The following is a 19,783-nucleotide window of genomic DNA, read 5'->3' on the forward strand; positions in this document are numbered from 1 at the left end:
CACGGTGTGCATTGCCATCGGTCCAGATGAAATCGAACGCGATATGCGGATGCCCGAATTTCTGTAGCGTTCGACGCGAGGCTTACAAGATCTCGCGACGGGCCTCGATTGCGGCGCGTAGGTTTCCCAGTCGTTCGGTGATCGAAGCCACGTCCATGCCATTGCGAGCAAGCTCACGCACCTGCAATGCCCCACTGGCCATAGCCTCGTCGGCGGCGATCAGCCGGGGAAGGAAGTCGCTTTCGGACCGGTGACGCAGCCACGTCATGTCGTTCTCGGGGACGGGGAGGTGCCGGATCAGCGTTTCAACTACTTCCATGTTGCGGCCGGCCTGGTCGATGATCGCGATCTGCTCGCGTTGCTCCGAGCCGGGAAACGGTTCCTGACGGCTCGGCGCCGGGATCGTGCGACGGATAACAGAGATGCGTTCGGTGAGTGCCGCGCGGGCCTCGCCAAGCAGTCCGCACACGCCGTTGCGGATGATCTGGTCGTCAGCGCGGTCCCTGTTTTCCTGCCGATAGGCGTTGTAGCCCCAGCCGGTGTAGAGATTGACGACCAGCGCCTTGAGCGCGCCGGCGTTATCAATGGGGTTTGGTGTTGTGGACATGGTTTAACCGATTACGGATGCGGCGAGCGGGGTAATGACCCGCCGCAGTGGCAAACTTACTTCGGCAGACCGGCGGTCGCGCCGACGTCGAACGTCCCGAGCGTGCTGCTGCCGATCTGGAACGGCGTGCCCGCAGCGGCGTTCGGCGCCGACACAAGACCCATGTCGGCCATCTTCAGCGCCAAATACATGCGCACCGCCTCGAGTTCGCTCATCCCAAACGCGCGCAGCGAGATGAGCTCACGCATGCGTGCGTCCTGCGGCATGATCAGCACCTTCACGTCGTTCAGATGAACGCCGTAGATGTCGAGGAATTCGCTCAGATGCCCCTTCGCGAGTTCGATGATGTCGTGGATGCGCTCGTTGATCTGCTCCATCGGCGTGACCTGGACAATCTGGTTGATCGCCTGCTCGATCACCGGGCCGGCATAGGCCGTCAGTTCTGCCATCGGGATACGCTCACCGGCGAAGGGCATGTGCGTGATGAGCTTCACGGCGTCGTCCTTCGTGTCGACATGAACGTAGTAGTCGACCGTGTACTCCATGATCGCCATTTCCTTCGACGTCGCGATGCCCTTGTTCTGAGCGAGCAACTTGCTGCGCTGGACATAGATCGCTTCGTACTGCCATGGCGAGTTGCCGCCGAAGAAACCTTGCACGATGTTGCCCAGGATTGGCTTGTCGGGCGTGATGATCTGATGCTGCCCGGTCTCGTAGACGTCGAGCACTGCCCCGCGGCTCTTGAGCACGCAGAAGTGGTTCGACTCCACCGTCAGGAGCGAGCCCGACACGATGCTGCTGTCCGGATATTTCCATGCGAGCGTATCGAGCCCCATGACGTCGCGCCCCTGGTTGTCCAGGGTGCTGATGACCTGCCGCTGCAGGCCGTTGCCTTGCCCAAATGCCATACTTTTTGCTCCCGGGTTATCTCTTGCCCACGCATTGGCCGGCGGCCATTGCTGCCTCGCCTCACAGAGGATCGGCAAGCCGCCAGGCAATGTTCTCTCGAACGTCGGTGCAGCCTGGTGTGCTACCGCACGTACGCAAACACGATGTTGGCCTGTCTTGTGACCAATCTCACCCCCCGTGTCGACCTCCCGTTCCTGGCCGGGAGTTGCCGCAGGCTTACGGGCGAGGGCAGTCGCGCTGACTCAGTCATACAGTCGCTAAACTGAGATTCCGGTGCCAATGCTCGGACAACCCAAGATATACGTCGTACTCCAGAATAATTTGGCCGCAAGAAAGATTCATTTCTTGAACGTATGCACGCGTCGCCCATTACGATAAGAAGGATTATCTTGACAGCTGCTTTGTACGCCGGTCCTCGTGGAAAACTTGAGCTCAGCTCAGGTGGTTGACTGTTCGCGAACAGACCCAACCCCTGCGCGCGTGACCTTATGCTGATTTCTGGCAGATGACGCCATACCAGCCCAACCCACGATATGTCTCGTAGCCGGGCGTCGCCGCGAATGACACGATCGTACCGTCTGAAGCCCGATAGTAGCCTGCCTGCCTGCCGTCGACCTGCAGGTGCAAGCGTTCGGTCAGGATACCCTTACCGTCTGAGGCGGCTATCACTCGAAAGTTCGAATCGACGATCATGCAGCGCGAGCGGGTCCATTCCTCTTCGCTCAGACGGACGCCTTTTACAACAGCGCCGGCTTGCGGCGCCCAGTCGAAGAAAATCACGATTGCGCCCAGCGCGCGACCGTTCGCCAGGCCACCCTCGCGAACAGCGGTCGAATAGGTTGCCACCTGGGCGTTGTGCATCAAGACGAGGGCCTCGACGTCGCATGCGACGTAGTCCGCACCTGACCGCGTTTTCATCGCGTTCCTGAACCAATCCGCACCTGCCACGTTCTCGCCGCGCGCGGCATACAATGCTGGCCGCCCGTTCGCGACGACGACACCGTGTTCATCGACTATCCATATGTCACGGTAGACCGTATAGCTATCAAGGATTACCGAAAGCCGCTCGCTGGCATGCTTCGCAGAAGACGTATCATGATTGGCCAGACAATCCACGACGGCCGAATCTGTGGCCCACCAGCGCACATCGCACGAGCGCTCATAGAGGTTGCGGTCGATGACATCAATCATGTTAAGCGCGAGATCTGCGCAACGTTGACCGTCGTGCGAACGCAGGCGCTCGATCATGCTATCGCCGAGTTGCGTAAGCGTGGACAGCGAACCGGCGAGATCCTTGTTCAGATCTGTGGTGATTTCCGAGATGCGCCTGGAAACTTGCTTGACCTGGTTTGCGACAACCGCGAAGCCTTTGCCCGCGTTGCCCGCGCGCGCCGCCTCGATGAGCGCGTTCAGAGCGAGGAATGTGGTCTCGCGGTTGATGTCGTTGATATCGCTGATCTTGCTCGTGGCGAGGCGTTTGACTTCATGAGTGAGGTCGACGATTGCTTGCGGATTCGACATGTGATGGTTCCAGGGGAGCGTGGTTCTTGCTCCATGTTATGCAAGCTTTGGGCCTGTCGCCTTCAATGGCAGACGTCACGTGGGCAAACGTTGTCTTCGCGGCTACGGGGCGATCACCGACGTCTGGCATTCGTTTGAGTGCATTTACGCACTAGCACGGGGCGCAGGAGCTAGCGACGCAAAGCATTCTCCGGTGCGTCAGCCGAGATACTCGGCGTAACGCGCGCCGTGTACGACACATCCGCCCGAAACCCGATCGCCGGTACCTGAAACACTTGGTGGTTCAGTTTTCTCCCAAAGCAACATGCGCAAATTCTCGGTTGCGGAGAGTCAGCGGGAGATAGCGCTAGACAGCAAGCACATATTGCCCTTCGATATATGTGGAGAACTGGAACCGGTAAGGTCCACATGCATGGTCGCTGGGCAAAACTACTCTGAGGCAAAGTGATCACGGTTGGGTAACGGCGGCGCTTCGATGCCGATTTTCTGGGTACCGGGGAGGTCGACGAATAGGCGTGGCTCCCCGCGTGGCTGCTGGTGGTCAAGCCAGCCCTCGCGGCCCGGCTTCGCGAGGCTCGCGTGTAGCGCGATCAGCCGCCATCGCGTGCGACGGCCCTGCTGGGCGAGATGTTGCGCCAGGAGCACAAAGGTGACCAGCACGAACTGGTCGGGTTGCGCCAGCAACTCAGTCGGCTGCATTCAGGCCGTTCGACGCGTACATGGCCACACGGAAAGTACAACACCGGTGAGGCGGTGACCCGCCGGCGCATCGTGACACTTCCCGCGCCATTGCAGCGGGTGCACTTTGCCCGCGCGAGAACCCAGCCGATTGCCCCGAATGGCAGCGAGGCCTCATAAAGAGCGGGCGAGGCCCACAAGGGCCTCCCCCGAAACACGTCTGCGCAGTTCGCAGCGCGTGGAGAAAATTCCTTCAGCGAGAGCGCAACGCTAGAGCGACGAGGATGATGATTCCCGAACCGGACCTCGCGTGATCGCGCGGCGCACCGCAGGTATGACCTCGGTGGCGAACAGCTCGATCGATAGCCGGACCTTTTCGAATGGCAGGCCGCCGATATCCATCTGGGCCATGTAGCGCTGGTGCCCGAATAGCTCGTGTTCGAAAAGAATCTTGTCGACGATCTCATTGACGCTGCCGACGAACAGCGCACCACGAGGCGAAGCCAGCGATTCGAATTCGCGACGCGGCATTTCAAGGTGGCCGCGCGGCAGGTTGTTCGCGATGTAGCGGCGATAGTGAGGAAAGAAGTCGTCGCGCGCCCGGGCGCCATCGCGCTGCACGTGGAAATGACCGGAAATGGCCACGTGCAGCTGCCCGGCCGGATGCCCCGCGGCGAGGCCAGTCTGGCGATACAGATCGATGAAGGGCACGAACTGCTCTGGCGACCCGCTGATGTTGGCGAGGTTTAGCGGCAGACCGGCGCGGCCGGCGCGAATGGCGCTCGACGGCGTGCCGCCCGCGGCCAGCCAGACTGGAAGACGCCCGCGCACCGGCCTCGGCATGATGGCGGCGTCGGCGATGGCCGCGCGATGACGTCCCGACCACGTGACGCGCGCTTGTTCGTTGATTGCCGTCAGCAAAGCAAGCTTTTCCTCGAACAGCGATTCGTAATCCGCGAGCGCATAGCCGAACAACGGAAACGATTCGACGTACGCGCCTCGCCCGACAAGCAGCTCCGCGCGTCCGCCCGAGATCAGATCGAGCGTCGAGAACTGCTGATAGAGGCGAACGGGATCCTCGGAGCTGAGGATGCTGACCGCGCTCGTCAACCGAATGCGACGCGTCACGGCGGCAATCGCACCCAATACGACGGACGGCGACGAAACGGCAAAGTCCGCGCGGTGGTGCTCACCGACGCCGAACACGTCGATGCCGGCTTCATCGGCGACTCTCGCGGCCGCGATGATGGCCTCGATGCGCCGTTGCGCGCCAGCGGCGCAGGATGTCCCGGTCGCGAGATCGCCGAACGTGTAAACACCGAATTCCATGGCATCAGTCCCGGGCAAGGCGCGTCACGCCTCAGGCGTTGCGCAGCGTCGGCTTGAGCGCGAAGGCGCCGTCGCCGAGCAACGCCAGGACAGCCGCGGCGACCGCGAGGAAAACCGGGTACTCCCAGCCGCCGTTCGCGCTGGTGAACATCCACCCGTTGCCGAAGTGGACCGTCGAGGCCATGAACAGCTCGATTGCGGCAAGCGCGGCAATGGCACGCGCGTACACGCCCGTCAGTAACAGCACACCGCCAACAATTTCGAAGGCGATGATGGGCCAGGCGAACCAGCCGGCAAAGCCCACGGACTCGAAAAATTTCGCGGTGCCGGCCGGCGTGAAGATGAGCAGCTTGGTCAGGCCGTGCGCGACGAACATGAGGCCGAGCGCGAGGCGCAGCAGGAGAGCGGCATACGGGGCGGTGCGGGTATCGGTCATGGTGTGCTCCGGTTGGGTTAGTCGAGATTGATCTGTTGCTTAATCCAGCGCGAGAAGTCGCTTGCGATGTCGGCGCTGAGTGTATGGCCGACCGGGTACAGGCGGGTGTCGTGCACGACGCCGAGGCGGGTGAGCCAGTTATCGGCATGAGAGGCGAAGCTCACGGGCAGTTTGTCGTCGTGCTGGCCGTGCGCGATGAACGCAGAAACCTGCGCGAGCCTGTCCGGGGACGCGAGATGTGGCTCGATCTCGGGCAGAATGCGCCCGCTCAGGATTGCGAAGCGCGACACGTCCTCGGGCGCGGACAACGCGACGCTCGCGCTGAGGATGCCGCCCTGGCTGAAGCCGGCCATCACGGCAGGCAGGGCCATGGGAGCGTCGTCGCACGCCAGCGAGCGCACCAGTTCGCGCAGACGCGTGCGGCTCTCATTCGCCTGCTCGGCGTTGATTACGGGGCCCTGCGCGGTGAAGCGGACATGGAACCAGGCGTGCTGTGCCGGGCCGAGCGCGAGCGGTCCGCGCACGAAGACGAGTTCGAAGCGAGGGTCGAGCGCTTGCCCGAGCGGCATCAGGTTCGTTTCGTTCCCGCCCACGCCGTGAAGCAGGAAGAGGCGGGCCGCCGCCTGGCCCGTCGCAGGCCGCAGACGGAACGAGAGGCCTGAGGGGAGGTCGTTGTGCAGGATGTCCATGAGTAGAAGGGTTCCGATGGCGTGACTTCGCAATCAGGCCGGCGCGATCACAGTGAGCCGCATGACTTGCACCGAGATGAGATGGGCCGATTCTATTGATCGTCGCAATGGAGATAAACTTGGGTTGTGTGGATTTATAATCCCGGCAAGCGAGACAATAGGCAGGACCCTGAATGGATCGAAGTCAGGAAATGGCGGTATTCGTCGCAGTCGTCGACGCGGGCAGCTTCATTGGCGCAGTCGATACGTTGCGCATGTCGAAGGCGGCCGTGTCGCGCTATGTCGATGCGCTCGAGCAGCGCATCGGCGTACGGCTCCTGCACCGGACGACGCGCCGTCTATCCTTAACGGAAGAGGGGCGCCTTTTCTACCAGCGGGCGCGCGAAATCCTCGAAGCGATGGACAACGCGGAAGCCGAGGTGAGTTCACGCACGCAGGTACCCAGCGGGCTGGTGCGGGTCAATGTCCCGCTCAGCTTTGGCGTGTCGCATCTTGCCCCGTTGTGGGGCGACTTCATGGCCGCCTGGCCACAGATCGACCTCGACATCACGCTGAACGACCGCGTCGTCGATCTCGTCGACGAAGGCTACGATCTGGCCGTGAGGATCAGTACGCTGCCGGATTCGTCAATGGTGTGCCGCAAGCTGGCTTCGACCGCGATGGTCGTGTGCGCCTCGCCCGGCTACCTCTCGCGCCATGAAGTGCCTCGCCATCCGCGCGACCTGGCCGCGCACCGTGTGCTTGCCTACACGCATCTGTCCGGCCGCGACGAGTGGCACTTTCATGGGCCGGACGGCAAGGTGCTGGTGCACACGGAAGCACGCGTGTATTCGAACAATGGCGACACTTGCCGCGCCATCGCGCTGCGCGATGGCGGCGTCATCCTGCAGCCGGACTTCATGATCGGCGAGGACGTGAAGGCAGGACGTCTGATCCGGTTGATGCCGGAATATCGTTCGATTGAACTCGGAATCTACGCGGTTTATCCAAGCCGGAAGCAGTTGCCGCTAAAAGTGCGTTGCCTCATCGATTTCCTGTTGGACGCGTTTCGCGTACCGCCGTGGGACTTCCGTCCCGAAGCGTGAGATGTATATGACACGACTCAGTGCTGCGTGGCTCACCAAACTGGAGATCGGCAAGCAGGAGGCAGGCTCTTCGACAAGCCTGACTGGGCTGGCGCGCGTCATCCGCTCTCGGGTATTGCCGGCGTCCTGTGCTGCGGAAATGCACCAGGTGCGCGCCCGCAGCAGTGATTTGCATGGAGCGGACGCGACGAGCCGCCTGAGGCGCAGAAGGCCGAAGACAGATCGAATGGCCGATCTAAAAAAGCGTAACTAGCAGCGCCAGATTTTCCGAGCTGATCCTACGCCCCGGCGCCGACCTTCACGGTCTATTGTGGACAGCCACGCGACAATAATCCATACGTGCTGCTCGACCTGTGAGGTGAGCCCGACACGGAACTCCGCTCGGCACTAAAGGCCCGGCGACGTTCACCGACGGTCCAGCAAAACAATATCCATATGTGCACAAGGAAGTGACCTCGCCCGCAGCGCGACTCGATCGGTTCCTCAAACTTTGCATCCCAGGACGGCTCCTGTTTCGCCGCCAGGAAGGCGATGCCCTGTTTCTCACTGGCTTCCCGGGTTTTTTAGTCGCATCCCTCAACAGCAGACCAGCTCGTCCCTACGGCAGCGGCAGCGACTCCGTGCTCGCCGCTCTCAGCGCGGCAAGCACCAACGAAACCGCCGTGCTTTGAGGTTCAGCCGTCAACGCGCCGACGCGCTGCACCGCCGTCGACACCTTCAACGGCAATTGCCGCAGTTCGCCATTCAAATCCGTTTCGCCGCGCCGCAACCGGGTCGATACGAACAGGCATGGCACGCGCCGCGCCACGGCGCAATTGGTCAGGTGTGACGTCGATTCCATCAACACATGCGGCGCAGCAACACCCGCTGTCGCGAACTCGACTTCGAGCGCGGTTCGCATTGGCGAGCCCATCGATGGCATGATCCACGGCCAGGCGGCTGCGTCGCGCCACGTGATGCGACTTCGCCGATGCAAAGGATGACTCCTGGGCGCGACCACCAGTATTTCGTCACTATAAAGCTCGGTGACAGTGAAGCCCGAGGTCAGCGCGGGCGATTCAAGGCGGCACACGATCATGTCGAGTTCGCGACGCTGCATCAGCGGCAGCAGATAGTCGAGGGTGTTCTCTGAGAAGTTGATCTGCTGTGTGGGTGCGTGTCTCGCGAGATGTTCGATCACGCCTGGCAGCAGGCGCATGGAGATGTACGGCAGCATGCCGATCTTCAGGGGCAGGCTCGTGCCGCGCTTCAATGCGTCGAACGCTGGCTGGACGGTGCGCAGATCGGTGAGGATGCGCGCGACGCACTCGAGCATCGCCTCGCCATACGCGGTCGGCGCAACCCGCCGCGACGTGCGCTCGAAGAGCGGCAGGTCCAGCGTGTCCTCCAGTTCACGCAGCCATTTCGATAGCGCTGGCTGCGTGATGGACGCTTCCTCGGCCGTCCGCGCGAAGCTGCGGTAACGCCCGAGCCAGTCGAGCGTCTCCAGATCGCGTATGCGCAGCTTGCGCAACACCTGCGGCAAATGTTCGATGCGGCTGTGGTCCGCGCCCGGCGGCACCACGGCAGGGAGCAATACGGAGGGTCTTTTCGTGGCAGCCATGGGGAGGTTCGATCCATTACCGTGAGGTTATTGATCGGTATCTATCTTTCATCGAATCGTACCGCATATTGCTTCACAATGAATCAGCTATCCGGATGAGCGGCTGCAGATAGCGGACAAAAAATGTGGAGAAATGGTATGAACGATCGAACGAAAGCGGATGGCAAGCACCCAGAGCTGCCCGCGAACGACGGCCGGCGGCACTTCCTCAAAGTGGCGGGCGCGAGCGCCATCGCGGCGACAGGCATCGCGCGGGCCGCGGAGACCGCAACGCAGCAGCCGGAAAGCGCGGGCCGAACCCCGAACGCTCGAGATGCGACGCACGCAGCTCGTGTCGCACCGGAAAGCGCGCCGTCCGGCTACAACATCCTGTTCATCCTGACCGATCAGGAACGCTACTTCGACACATGGCCGTTCCCGGTGCCTGGCCGCGAAGGGCTGCGTCGCGACGGCATTACATTCACGCGACATCAGATCGCGTCCTGCGTGTGTTCGCCGTCGCGCTCGACGATCTATACGGGCCAGCATACCCAGCACACCGGTGTGCTCGATAACGCAGGGGTGCCGTGGCAGACCGACATGTCGACGGACATCCGCACGATTGGCCATATGATGCACGACGCCGGCTACTACGCCGCGTACCTCGGAAAATGGCATCTGAGCGGTAGCCTGCACGAAACGAACAGTCCGTACAGCGCTCCGGTTTCGGAGTATCACCAGAAGATCAAGGAATACGGTTTCGACGACTATTTCGGTGTAGGCGACCTGATCGGGGAAGTGCGCGGTGGGTACAACTACGACGGCATCACGACCGAATCGGCGGTGAGCTGGATGCGCACGCGCGCACCGCAACTCGCGAAGGATGGCAAGCCGTGGTTTCTTGCGGTCAACCTCGTCAATCCTCATGATGTGATGTTCGTCAATACCGATCCCCCTGGGTCGGAATTGCAGCGCGCCAACACGATGATCATCGGCAACGCAGCGCCGCCCGAAGACCATCTGTATCAGCAGGGCTGGAATAACGTGCCCCTGGCCGCTTCGCGCCGTCAGCCCTATGACGAGCCCGGCCGGCCGCCCGCGCATGGCATGTACAACAATGCGCATGTGCATCTGGTCGGGCGCTTTCCGTTTACGGACGAGCGGGTCCGCGTCTATCAAAACAATTATTTCAACTGCATCCGCGATTGCGATACGCACGTTGTGCGGCTCATGCAGACGCTGCAGTCGCTCGGCCTCGACGAAAAGACGATCGTCGTCATGACGGCCGACCACGGCGATCATGCCGGTGCGCACCAGCTTGTCGACAAGGGCGCGACTACCTATGCGCAGCAGAATCACGTACCGCTTGTGATCCGGCATCCCGCCTACCCGGGCGGCAAGCGCTGCAATGCGTTGACTTCGCACGTCGATATGGCGCCGACGCTGCTCGGTCTCACTGGTCTCGATGCAGCACGTCTACAGACGATTGGCGGCAACGCGCTGAAGGGGCACAATCTCACGCAACTGCTCGCCAGGCCTGAGCGAGCGCGAGTCGACACAGTCCGGCCGACGGCGCTTTTCAACTATGCGATGCTGCTCTACTACGACAGCGAGTGGATGATCAAGGAGTTCAAGACGTTGCACGAAAAAGGCGTGCCGGAGGAGGAAATCCGCCGCCGCGCGCTTGCGCAGCAGCCAGACTTCCGCCTGCGCGGCACAATCCGCAGCGTGTTCGATGGCCGTTATCGTTTCAGCCGCTATTTCTCGCCTCTCGAGTTCAATCGACCTACCTCGCTCGAAGCGCTGTTCGCGAAGAACGACGTCGAGGTCTACGACCTTGCTAACGATCCAGGCGAAATGTACAACCTTGCGGTCGATCGCAAGCGAAACGGCGAATTGCTTCTCTCGTTGAATGACAAGCTCAATGAGACGATGGATCGCGAAGTGGGCGAAGACAGTCCTGACGTGATGCCGATTCGCGATGGCAAGGTACAGTTGCAACTGCGGGAGTCGATCTAGGGCGGCCGGGAGATTCGCGGATCTAATCGTGGTGCGCAGAGTCCATGCATCTATCACCGCTTCAACCACGGCGCGGCGAAAGTGGCGTCGCTGTGACCGTATTGCACAGTCCTAGAGGATTGACTGTCAACTCGCCTCATTTCGTGGAGCAGCCCTTCGGATCGTCGTGCAGGCGCGTGCTGTCACCAGCACGCGCGTGGCCATTCACAATTGCAACGACCACGGTACTGCCGTTGGAACGATTTCGCCTTTTTTGTTTCGCCTCACTGGCAACATGCGCATTGCCCCGAATTAGAAGGGCGGTGGGCATTTACGTAAATCCCGATTTCGACGCGGATCGTGCAGTTGCTGTACTCGCCCGGTCACGCGTCACAAATTGAATGCTGCTTGACCGGTCATGCCTTCATAGAGCGTGTTCGACGGCGGCACGACGGTCAATCATGTGGGAAGTCGCCATGGACCACGTGTGACCGTGGCCCCTTGCGCCAGCGTTGCAAGCGTCGGTGCGTGCGGGAGGACGCTCAACATGGGGATGTTCAAAAACATCGGCATGTCACACTTGGCGCTCGAATCGAGCCTCAGTGAAAGTCAGTGGTTGGCCGACAGGGCGATATCCGCCTTTGCCGTATCCAGACGCAGGCTGAACACAGCAAGCGCAGCCCCCGCGAGCGGAACCGCCAGTGCGAGAAAAAAGCCGGAAGGCCCTCCCCACGACAGAAACGTGCCGCCGATCGCAGATCCCGCGATCGCACCCGCACGTCCCATACCGATTGCCCACCCCGTTGCCGTGGCACGCAAAGCCGTCGGGTACGCGCCCGCGATCAGGTAGTTCAGCGCAATCTGCTGCCCGCCGATGCCAAAACCCGCTGCCCCCGCGAGAGCGAAGAAAAGTGCCCAGTTCGCGCCGGCATGACTCAGGCCGAGCGCAATGACGATGCCAGAAGCGAACATCGCGCCAAGCAGAGTGCGTGTGTTCATGCGAGGCAAGAGAAACGAGAGCGGAATCGCACAAATGATGAACACGGCATTGACGATCACAGTGCCGAGCGGTGCCTGTGCCGCCGGCAGACCGGCAGACTTGAGTACGGTGGGCAACCATGAGAGAAGCATGAACCACGCGACCCAGTTGAGCAGATAAACGGTCCAGATTGCGAGCGTTTTGCCTCCATAGCCGTCCCGGAACAGCGCACCGACGCTTGCCTTCTCAACGGCTTCTTCTGGCACGGTGAAGCGCACATCGGGTGGCAACGGCTGTGTCACGATCTTCGAGAGCGTCTTGTGCACGTATTGCTGCCCGCGCGCATCGCCCTGCGACGCCCGATAGTAGAGCGACTCGGGCAGCAGAAGCGCCGCGAGTACGAGCACGGCCAGCGGCACACCACCGCCTACGACAAAGATGCCCTGCCACCCAATGACAGGCAGCATCCGTGCGGCGAGCAAGCCTCCGAGCATGGCTCCCGCGGGCAGGCCGAGCAACACGCCGGTCATGATCGCGCCGCGCAGTCGTACCGGACCGTACTCGGCGGCGAGAGCGAGCAGCACCGGTGTGCAGCCGCCCATGCCCAATCCGGCAATGAAGCGCAACACCAGGATCTGTTGGGGATGACTCGCCCAGGAAGTGGCCAGCGTCGCGCAGCCAAAAAGCGCAAGGCCGATCATGATCGCGGGCCGGCGGCCTATGCGGTCGCCGACGAGACCCAGCGTCATCGCGCCAACGGTCATGCCGATGATCCCGGCGGTCAGGATGGGTGCCAGCGCGCCGGCGGGGAGTTTGAACGCAGCGAGAATCGCTGGCCCGGTAAAGGCGATGGCCTGTGTATCGAAACCATCGAGCAGCGCAATCAGCACGCAGATTGCGAGCACACGGCATTGGAACGCACCGAGCCGTTCTCTGTCGATCAACACCGGAATGGACCGAATAGAAGGGGGAATCATGACGATGTCTCCAAAGCCCACGTTTCCTGCAGAAGCGTGGCAATTGTTTTTTTAAAATTCGGCTATCTACAACGCGGCGATCCATTCTTCATTGAGAAAAAAGCGCCAAACATATTGACTATTAGCTTGCTACGAATCCATCCAAGCATAGATCGCCGCAATTCGCCTTGTCCAACACCTAAAAGGTATCGATCCATACCTTTACGGCATGATTTTTGGAGGGGTGGTCGATTGCCAAAAGTACGCGGCGTGTAAACCCTGGTATCAAGTTGTGTTGTCAACGAGACGATGTACGTGCAAGCTAATACGCCGAATCATCGCGTCCTATCGGGTAACGGCATCATTTTATATCGATGATCGAAAAGAAGAAGCACATGAAGATCTCTCACGAAGGCATGCTCAATCACCAGCCGAACCGGCTACAGCAACGTGCGAATGCGTTCACGGTTCGCCATCGCATTCTGCTTTACTTCGGCGGATGCATGACAACCACACTGGCTGTTTTGAGCGTTGCCATCACCGCTCTCATCGAGCGCACGACCGAAGCTCGGACAATTGCGCTGATAGTTGCAGCCGTTGCTGCTTTCCTGCTATTTCTCGCGTCGCTCCTCGGAATGCTCACCTTTACGAGGGTGGTCCACGGCGGCCTGCTTCGCATGCGAGCGAAGTTCGCTGAACTGGCGGACACGCTGGATATATCGCGGCGGGCGGCGAGTCCACGCATGGATGAATTCGGACTCGCGGCAGTCGAGTTTGACCGCATGCTCTCGCGCATCGAGTCGGCGATCATCGCTGTTTCCGCATCGGCGCAGGGCGTCGCGACCGCAACCGGCGAGATCGCCTCCGGGAATCTCGACCTCTCCTCGCGCACCGAGCAGCAAGCCGCGTCACTGGAGGAAACCGCCTCCAGCATGCTGCAACTCTCGGATACGGTCAGGGGCAATGCCAGCAGCGCGCAACAAGCCAATCACGCAGCCAGATCGGCGGTTCAGTTTGCACAGCGAAGCAGCGTAGCGGTGTCTGAAATGGTCAGCACCATCGGCGACGTGAGTGAGAATTCCAAAAGGATCGCGGAGATAAACGGGCTCATCGAAGGCGTGGCGTTCCAGACGAATATTCTGGCGTTGAATGCCGCTGTCGAAGCAGCGCGCGCCGGTGAGCAAGGTCGAGGGTTTGCTGTGGTGGCCGGCGAAGTGCGAAGCCTCGCACAGCGCACCTCTGCCGCTGCCCGGGAAATCAAATTGTTGATCGCAACGTCTTCCTCGACAGTGGAAATGAGCCTGAGCCGCGCGGCAGATGTCAAAGACTCGATGGACGAAGTCCATCGAGCGATTGCAAAAGTGTCCAGTCTCGTGGATGAAATTGCCTGCGCCACGGAAGAACAAAGTCGGAGTCTGGGCGAAATCAGCCAGGCGGTTTCGCAAATGGAGGGCGTCACGCAGCAGAATGCGGCGCTCGTGGAGCAAATTGCTGCCGCATCCGAGGCGCTGCGAGAGCAGGCAAAGGGCTTGCGGGCAACGGTAGATCAATTTACGCTGCGAACGGCCATATCGACGTAACCTTGGCTCAGTGCATCACGGCGCTGCGAGCCGTTTAGCCAATGCAGATTCCGATTCGCCTTGCTGCACCGCTGTCGGGCGATTCCGGCCTGGTAGCCCCATTGCGGACTATTGGCCCCAACCCGTTCTCAGTTGTGATGTGCTGCCGTCACTCGTGATAGGAGCGCGAGATGAATTTCCCCTATACTCGCCGAAGCACTACCGTGGTCATGCTTGCGGTTAAACCGATCTTCCGATGTCAACGACACTATCCAGACTGTCTGCGCCCACCAAGGTACGTGACGGCATGCACGATCTGCGGGTCATGCGCTATGGCTTCCTCTTGGTCGAAAACTTTTCCCTGATTGCACTGGGTTCAGCCATCGACCCTCTTCGCATTGCCAATATGATCGTCGGGCGGCGTGTGTACGACTATCGCCTGATCGGTCCGGGCTGCGACTTCGTTTCATCGAGTGACGGAATCCGGGTGGTGCCTGACGTCTCGATGGCGGACAGCGAGGCTTTCGATGTGGTGTTCGTCGTTGGGCCCAACCCCATTCCGAAAAAGGGGATTGGCGCAGTTCTCGACTGGTTGCGTCGGCAGGCGGGGAAGGGCGCCGCACTGGGCGGCCTCGACACCGGGAGCTACTTCCTGGCGCGTGCCGGATTGCTGAACGGATATCGCTGCACGATTCACTGGGAAGATCAGGATGTGCTCACGGAGCAGTTCCCTAAGCTGACTGTTTCCACTCGGCTGTTCGAGATCGACCGGAATCGCTATACCTGCAGCGGCGGTGTTGCGCCGCTCGATCTGATGGTGCATCTGCTTGCGAACCCGCCCGGTAGCCAGGCACTGGCGGCGCGTGTTCTCGAATTGCTGGTTGCCGAGCCGCGCAGCCGCGAATATCGTCAGCAGACGTCTTTGCGCCAATATATCGGCGCGGAGCATGCCAAGCTGGACGAGGCATTGCAACTCATGGAAAGCAACGTCGAAGAGCCGCTTGCCGTACCGGAGATTGCGTCTCACCTCGGGGTCTCGCAAAGGCAGCTGCAGCGATGGTTCGACGAACGGCTTGGTAAATCGCCGGCGGAGGCATACCTCGAGATTCGGCTCTTGCGGGCCCGGCAGCTCCTGTATCGCACGGCAACCTCGCTCGAAGAAGTCGCCGTGCGCACCGGTTTCACATCCACAACCCACTTCTCCACGCGCTACAAGGCGCAATTCCAGATCTCGCCAATCGCCGACAGGCGTCGCTATCAGAACGCGCTGTAGTTCCTCCTGGCCCGGCCGGGCACACACCCGCCCAGCGCCGCTCGCGCATTAACCGAGTCACCGTCAGCGCGTGTGCCGTTGGGCAGTGTGCTCGCACGTACAAAACAAACAGGCGATGGACTTCATGGTTAACCCGATTTGGCCAAATCAGGGATTACATTGTCCATTTCGGAAAATCTAAAAACTCTCAAACTTCTACCATCTGCTCATACCCACCACGCTTTTTTCACCCTGGAGCGAGCTCATGAAGATGGAGAACCTGATTCGAATCGAGAATGGCGAGAAGGTGAAGCACACCTTTTCCGATGAGGAGTACGCCACCCGTCAGCGCAAACTGCGCGAGCTGATGGCGCGCGAGAACATCGACGCCGTGCTTTTCACGTCGTACCACAACATCAACTATTACTCGGACTTTCTCTACTGCTCATTCGGTAGAAAGTACGGTCTCGTCGTCACGCCGTCGAAGGTCGTCTCTATCTCTGCCAATATCGACGGTGGTCAGCCGTGGCGTCGCACGGTCGGCGACTACAACGTGGTCTACACCGACTGGCAGCGCGATAACTTCTTCCGCGCCGTGCAGGGCGAGATCGACAACAAGGGGCGCGTTGGCATCGAGTTCGATCACGTGCCGCTCGAAGTGATGTCGAAGCTGAAAGCTGCGCTGCCGTCAGTCGAGTTCGTCGACGTCAGCGCCCAGACGATGCGCATGCGCATGATCAAATCCGACGAAGAGATCGCGTTGATCAAGCATGGCGCGAACGTATGCGATATCGGTGGCGCAGCGCTCGCCGCCGCTGTCCACGAGGGCGCGCCCGAGCATGAGGTTGCGCTCGCTTCCACGCAGGCGATGGTGCGCGAAATCGCGCGCCGCTTTCCTGATTCGGAACTGATGGACACGTGGACGTGGTTCCAGTCGGGCATCAATACGGATGGCGCTCACAATCCAGTCACGACGAGAAAGGTGCAAAAGGGCGACATCCTCAGCCTGAACTGCTTCTCGATGATCGCAGGCTACTACACGGCGCTGGAACGCACGATGTTCTTCGACCATTGCCCCGACGAGCATTTGCGCCTATGGAAGGTCAATGTGGAAGTGCACGAGGCTGGCCTGAAGCTGATCAAGCCGGGTGCCCGTTGCTGCGATATCGCGCTCGAGCTCAACAAGATTTACGCCGAATACGGGCTGTTGCAATACCGCACATTCGGCTATGGCCACTCGTTCGGCGTGCTGTCGCACTACTACGGCCGCGAGGCAGGGCTCGAACTGCGCGAAGACATCGACACGGTGCTTGAGCCCAACATGGTCGTTTCGATGGAGCCGATGATCATGCTGCCCGAGGGCCAGCCCGGCGCTGGCGGCTATCGCGAGCACGACATCCTCGTGGTCGGTGAAAAGGGCGCCACCAACATCACGGCTTTCCCATACGGTCCGCAGCACAACATCATCAAAGGCTGACCGGTTATCGCTGCCCCGCGGCGCATGCCGCGGGTACTTCTTTCGCTGTGGAGGAGACACGACCGTGTTTTCGAGGGAACAAACGATTGCCGGATTTGATCCGGATCTCGCCGAGGCAATGCGTCTCGAGCGCGCGCGTCAGGAAGCGCATATCGAACTGATTGCATCCGAGAACTATGCGAGCCCGCGCGTGCTCGAGGCGCAAGGCTCCGTCCTCACCAACAAGTATGCCGAGGGCTATCCCGGCAAACGCTACTACGGCGGTTGTGAGCACGTCGATGTGGTCGAGCAGCTGGCAATTGCACGCGCCAAAGCGCTGTTCGGGGCTGACTTCGCGAACGTGCAGCCGCATAGCGGATCGCAGGCCAATGCGGCCGTGTACCTCGCCTTGCTCTCGCCCGGCGATACGATTCTGGGAATGAGTCTCGCGCATGGCGGACATCTCACGCATGGCGCGAAGGTTTCCTTCTCGGGGAAGATCTTCAACGCGGTGCAATACGGGGTGGACGCGAAGACCGGTCTCATTGATTACGAAGAGGTCGAACGTCTCGCGATCGAGCATCGTCCGCGCATGATCGTGGCGGGCTTCTCCGCCTACTCACGCATCATGGATTTTGCGACGTTCAGGAGCATTGCAGACAAGGTGGGGGCGTGGCTCTTCGTGGATATGGCGCATGTGGCGGGGCTTGTCGCCGCGGGTCTGTATCCGAACCCGGTGCCGTTCGCCGATGTCGTGACCACGACGACGCACAAGACGTTGCGGGGCCCCCGCGGCGGCATGATTCTCGGTCGCGCGAACGCGGAAATCGAAAGGAAGCTGAACGCGATGGTGTTCCCGGGCACGCAGGGCGGCCCGTTGATGCACGTGATCGCCGCCAAGGCGGTCGCGTTCAGGGAGGCACAGAGCCCGGAATTCAGGGCGTACCAGCAACGCACGCTCGCCAACGCGCGCGCCATGGTGGAGGTTTTCACTGCGCGCGGCTACGACGTCGTCTCGGGCGGCACGGACGACCATCTGTTCCTCGTGAGTCTCGTCAGGAAAGGCATAACCGGAAAGGACGCGGACGCTGCCCTCGACCGGGTTCATATCACGGTGAACAAGAACGCCGTACCCAACGATCCACAATCGCCGTTCGTCACGAGCGGCATTCGCATCGGCACGCCGGCGATCACCACCCGCGGCTTCGAGGAAAGCGATGCCGCTTTGACCGCAAGGCTGATTTGTGACGTGCTCGACCATCTGGGGGATGCGCAGGTCGAAGCCCGCGTGCGCGACGAAGTCGCGCAGCTGTGCGCCCGCTACCCGGTCTACCGGGATCTGTGAGGATGCCATGAACGTGAGCGCATTCGATCTGTTCAAGATTGGAATTGGTCCCTCCAGCTCGCACACAGTAGGGCCCATGATCGCCGCATGCAGGTTTGCCGGACGTTTGCGCGATCGTTCCCTGCTCGCCCGCCTGTGCTCGATGCGCATTGAACTGTTCGGTTCGCTTGGTGCAACCGGAAAGGGGCATGGCACTGACAAGGCGGTGCTGCTCGGCCTCGAGGGGAATCTGCCCGATACGATTGATCCCGACTATGCGGAACAGCGCGTCGCCGCCATACGCGCCACGAAGGAACTGGATCTGGTGGGCGAGCGCCGGATCGCCTTCGATGAAAAGACGCAGATAGCTTTTCTGCGGCGCGAGGTCCTCCCGCTGCATCCGAATGGAATGCGCTTCACGGCGCTCGATACGAATGGATCGGTGCTGGATACGCAGGCGTACTACTCGGTGGGCGGCGGCTTCGTCGTCAACGATGCCGGCGAGCGGCTCAATGGCCTGCCCGGTACGAACGACGTGCCGTATCCGTTTCGGACCGGCGTGGATCTCTTGCGCCTCTGCGGGGAGAGTGGTCTGTCGATCGCCGACGTGATGCTGGCGAATGAGTCCACGTGGCGCACGCCCGAAGCGGTGCGCGCGGGCCTGCTGACGATTCGCGACGTGATGGCGGCATCGATTGCACGCGGGTGCGCGATCGAGGGCACACTACCCGGTCCGCTGAAGGTCCGCAGGCGCGCCTCAGCGGTCTACCAGCAGTTGAAGGCGCAATCGGAAGAGTGCCTGCGAGATCCCTTGTCGATGATCGACTGGATCAACCTCTATGCCATGGCCGTGAACGAGGAAAACGCAGCGGGGGGCCGCATCGTTACCGCACCGACCAACGGCGCGGCGGGGATCATCCCGGCTGTGCTCCAGTACTACACCAGATTCGTGCCGGGCTCCGGCGATGACGGCGCGGTGACGTTTCTTCTGACCGCCGCCGCGATCGGTCTGCTCTATAAGGAGAACGCGTCGATATCGGGCGCCGAGGTGGGGTGTCAGGGGGAAGTGGGCGTGGCGTGTTCGATGGCGGCTGCTGCGCTTGCGGCAGTCCTGGGTGGTACGCCTGAGCAGGTCGAGAACGCCGCCGAGATCGGCATGGAGCACAACCTCGGCATGACTTGTGATCCGGTCGGCGGCCTCGTGCAGATTCCGTGCATCGAGCGCAACGCCATGGGGGCCGTGAAAGCCGTCAACGCAGCCCGGATGGCGCTCAGGGGTAACGGCAAGCATTACGTTTCGCTCGACAAGGTCATCAAGACGATGCGTGAAACGGGTGCCGACATGAAAACCAAATACAAGGAAACTTCGCGCGGAGGCCTTGCGGTCAACGTGATCGAGTGCTGAGGGAGGAAGACATGAGCC

The 19,783-nt window shown here is 61.1% G+C and carries 16 protein-coding genes; 7 read left to right on the top strand and 9 right to left on the bottom strand.

Annotated elements, in window-relative coordinates; translation table 11 throughout:
- Positions 1 to 82 precede the first annotated feature (82 nt).
- The 7 genes from BMI01S_RS12930 to BMI01S_RS12960 form a co-directional block, all read right to left on the bottom strand.
- The gene (locus BMI01S_RS12930) at positions 83 to 607 is read right to left on the bottom strand and encodes a hypothetical protein (protein WP_028230859.1); all 525 of its coding nucleotides are present in this window, start codon (positions 605 to 607) and stop codon (positions 83 to 85) included.
- Between the two features lie 56 nt (positions 608 to 663).
- On the bottom strand, positions 664 to 1,515 hold the full coding sequence (locus BMI01S_RS12935) for an SPFH domain-containing protein (RefSeq protein WP_028230860.1): 852 nt from the start codon (positions 1,513 to 1,515) through the stop codon (positions 664 to 666).
- A 487-nt stretch (positions 1,516 to 2,002) separates the two neighbouring features.
- The gene (locus BMI01S_RS12940) at positions 2,003 to 3,037 is read right to left on the bottom strand and encodes a methyl-accepting chemotaxis protein (protein ID WP_028230861.1); all 1,035 of its coding nucleotides are present in this window, start codon (positions 3,035 to 3,037) and stop codon (positions 2,003 to 2,005) included.
- 429 nt (positions 3,038 to 3,466) lie between these two features.
- Entirely contained in the window at positions 3,467 to 3,736 is a 270-nt protein-coding gene (locus tag BMI01S_RS40760; RefSeq protein WP_028230862.1) for a hypothetical protein, read from the bottom strand.
- Between the two features lie 249 nt (positions 3,737 to 3,985).
- On the bottom strand, positions 3,986 to 5,044 hold the full coding sequence (locus tag BMI01S_RS12950; protein ID WP_028230863.1) for an LLM class flavin-dependent oxidoreductase: 1,059 nt from the start codon (positions 5,042 to 5,044) through the stop codon (positions 3,986 to 3,988).
- 31 nt (positions 5,045 to 5,075) lie between these two features.
- Positions 5,076 to 5,480 (bottom strand): DoxX family protein, encoded by a 405-nt coding sequence (locus BMI01S_RS12955; protein WP_028230864.1) that lies wholly within the window; start codon positions 5,478 to 5,480, stop codon positions 5,076 to 5,078.
- A gap of 17 nt (positions 5,481 to 5,497) precedes the next feature.
- Positions 5,498 to 6,169: an alpha/beta hydrolase gene (locus BMI01S_RS12960; protein ID WP_028230865.1), complete on the bottom strand. Its 672-nt coding sequence runs from the start codon at positions 6,167 to 6,169 to the stop codon at positions 5,498 to 5,500.
- Positions 6,170 to 6,342: 173 nt separating this feature from the next.
- Between BMI01S_RS12960 and BMI01S_RS12965 the strand changes: the two genes are divergently transcribed.
- The gene (locus tag BMI01S_RS12965) at positions 6,343 to 7,254 is read left to right on the top strand and encodes a LysR family transcriptional regulator (RefSeq protein WP_028230866.1); all 912 of its coding nucleotides are present in this window, start codon (positions 6,343 to 6,345) and stop codon (positions 7,252 to 7,254) included.
- Positions 7,255 to 7,852: 598 nt separating this feature from the next.
- On the opposite strand, the gene BMI01S_RS12975 is transcribed toward BMI01S_RS12965, so the two are convergent.
- Positions 7,853 to 8,857, bottom strand: coding sequence for a LysR substrate-binding domain-containing protein (locus BMI01S_RS12975; RefSeq protein WP_042289391.1), 1,005 nt, complete (start codon positions 8,855 to 8,857; stop codon positions 7,853 to 7,855).
- Between the two features lie 138 nt (positions 8,858 to 8,995).
- On the opposite strand from BMI01S_RS12975, the gene BMI01S_RS12980 reads away from it, so the two are divergent.
- Positions 8,996 to 10,855, top strand: a complete 1,860-nt coding sequence (locus BMI01S_RS12980) for a sulfatase-like hydrolase/transferase (protein WP_042289394.1) — start codon at positions 8,996 to 8,998, stop codon at positions 10,853 to 10,855.
- Positions 10,856 to 11,443: 588 nt separating this feature from the next.
- Here BMI01S_RS12980 and BMI01S_RS12985 read toward each other — a convergent pair.
- A complete protein-coding gene (locus BMI01S_RS12985) occupies positions 11,444 to 12,790 on the bottom strand; it encodes an MFS transporter (RefSeq protein WP_028230868.1) in 1,347 nt (448 codons plus the stop codon).
- A gap of 353 nt (positions 12,791 to 13,143) precedes the next feature.
- Here BMI01S_RS12985 and BMI01S_RS12990 point away from each other — a divergent pair, with 353 nt between their 5' ends.
- From BMI01S_RS12990 to BMI01S_RS13010, 5 genes are all read left to right on the top strand, one after another.
- A complete protein-coding gene (locus tag BMI01S_RS12990; RefSeq protein WP_154671231.1) occupies positions 13,144 to 14,349 on the top strand; it encodes a methyl-accepting chemotaxis protein in 1,206 nt (401 codons plus the stop codon).
- A 286-nt stretch (positions 14,350 to 14,635) separates the two neighbouring features.
- The gene (locus tag BMI01S_RS12995; protein WP_244145325.1) at positions 14,636 to 15,601 is read left to right on the top strand and encodes a GlxA family transcriptional regulator; all 966 of its coding nucleotides are present in this window, start codon (positions 14,636 to 14,638) and stop codon (positions 15,599 to 15,601) included.
- A 244-nt stretch (positions 15,602 to 15,845) separates the two neighbouring features.
- Entirely contained in the window at positions 15,846 to 17,057 is a 1,212-nt protein-coding gene (locus BMI01S_RS13000; RefSeq protein WP_028230871.1) for a M24 family metallopeptidase, read from the top strand.
- Positions 17,058 to 17,121: 64 nt separating this feature from the next.
- Positions 17,122 to 18,381: a serine hydroxymethyltransferase gene (glyA, locus tag BMI01S_RS13005; RefSeq protein ID WP_028230872.1), complete on the top strand. Its 1,260-nt coding sequence runs from the start codon at positions 17,122 to 17,124 to the stop codon at positions 18,379 to 18,381.
- 7 nt (positions 18,382 to 18,388) lie between these two features.
- Complete coding sequence (locus BMI01S_RS13010; protein WP_028230873.1) at positions 18,389 to 19,765, top strand: L-serine ammonia-lyase; 1,377 nt, start codon at positions 18,389 to 18,391, stop codon at positions 19,763 to 19,765.
- Positions 19,766 to 19,783 lie beyond the last annotated feature (18 nt).

Source organism: Paraburkholderia mimosarum LMG 23256 = NBRC 106338 (genome assembly GCF_000739815.1).
Lineage (GTDB): Bacteria > Pseudomonadota > Gammaproteobacteria > Burkholderiales > Burkholderiaceae > Paraburkholderia > Paraburkholderia mimosarum.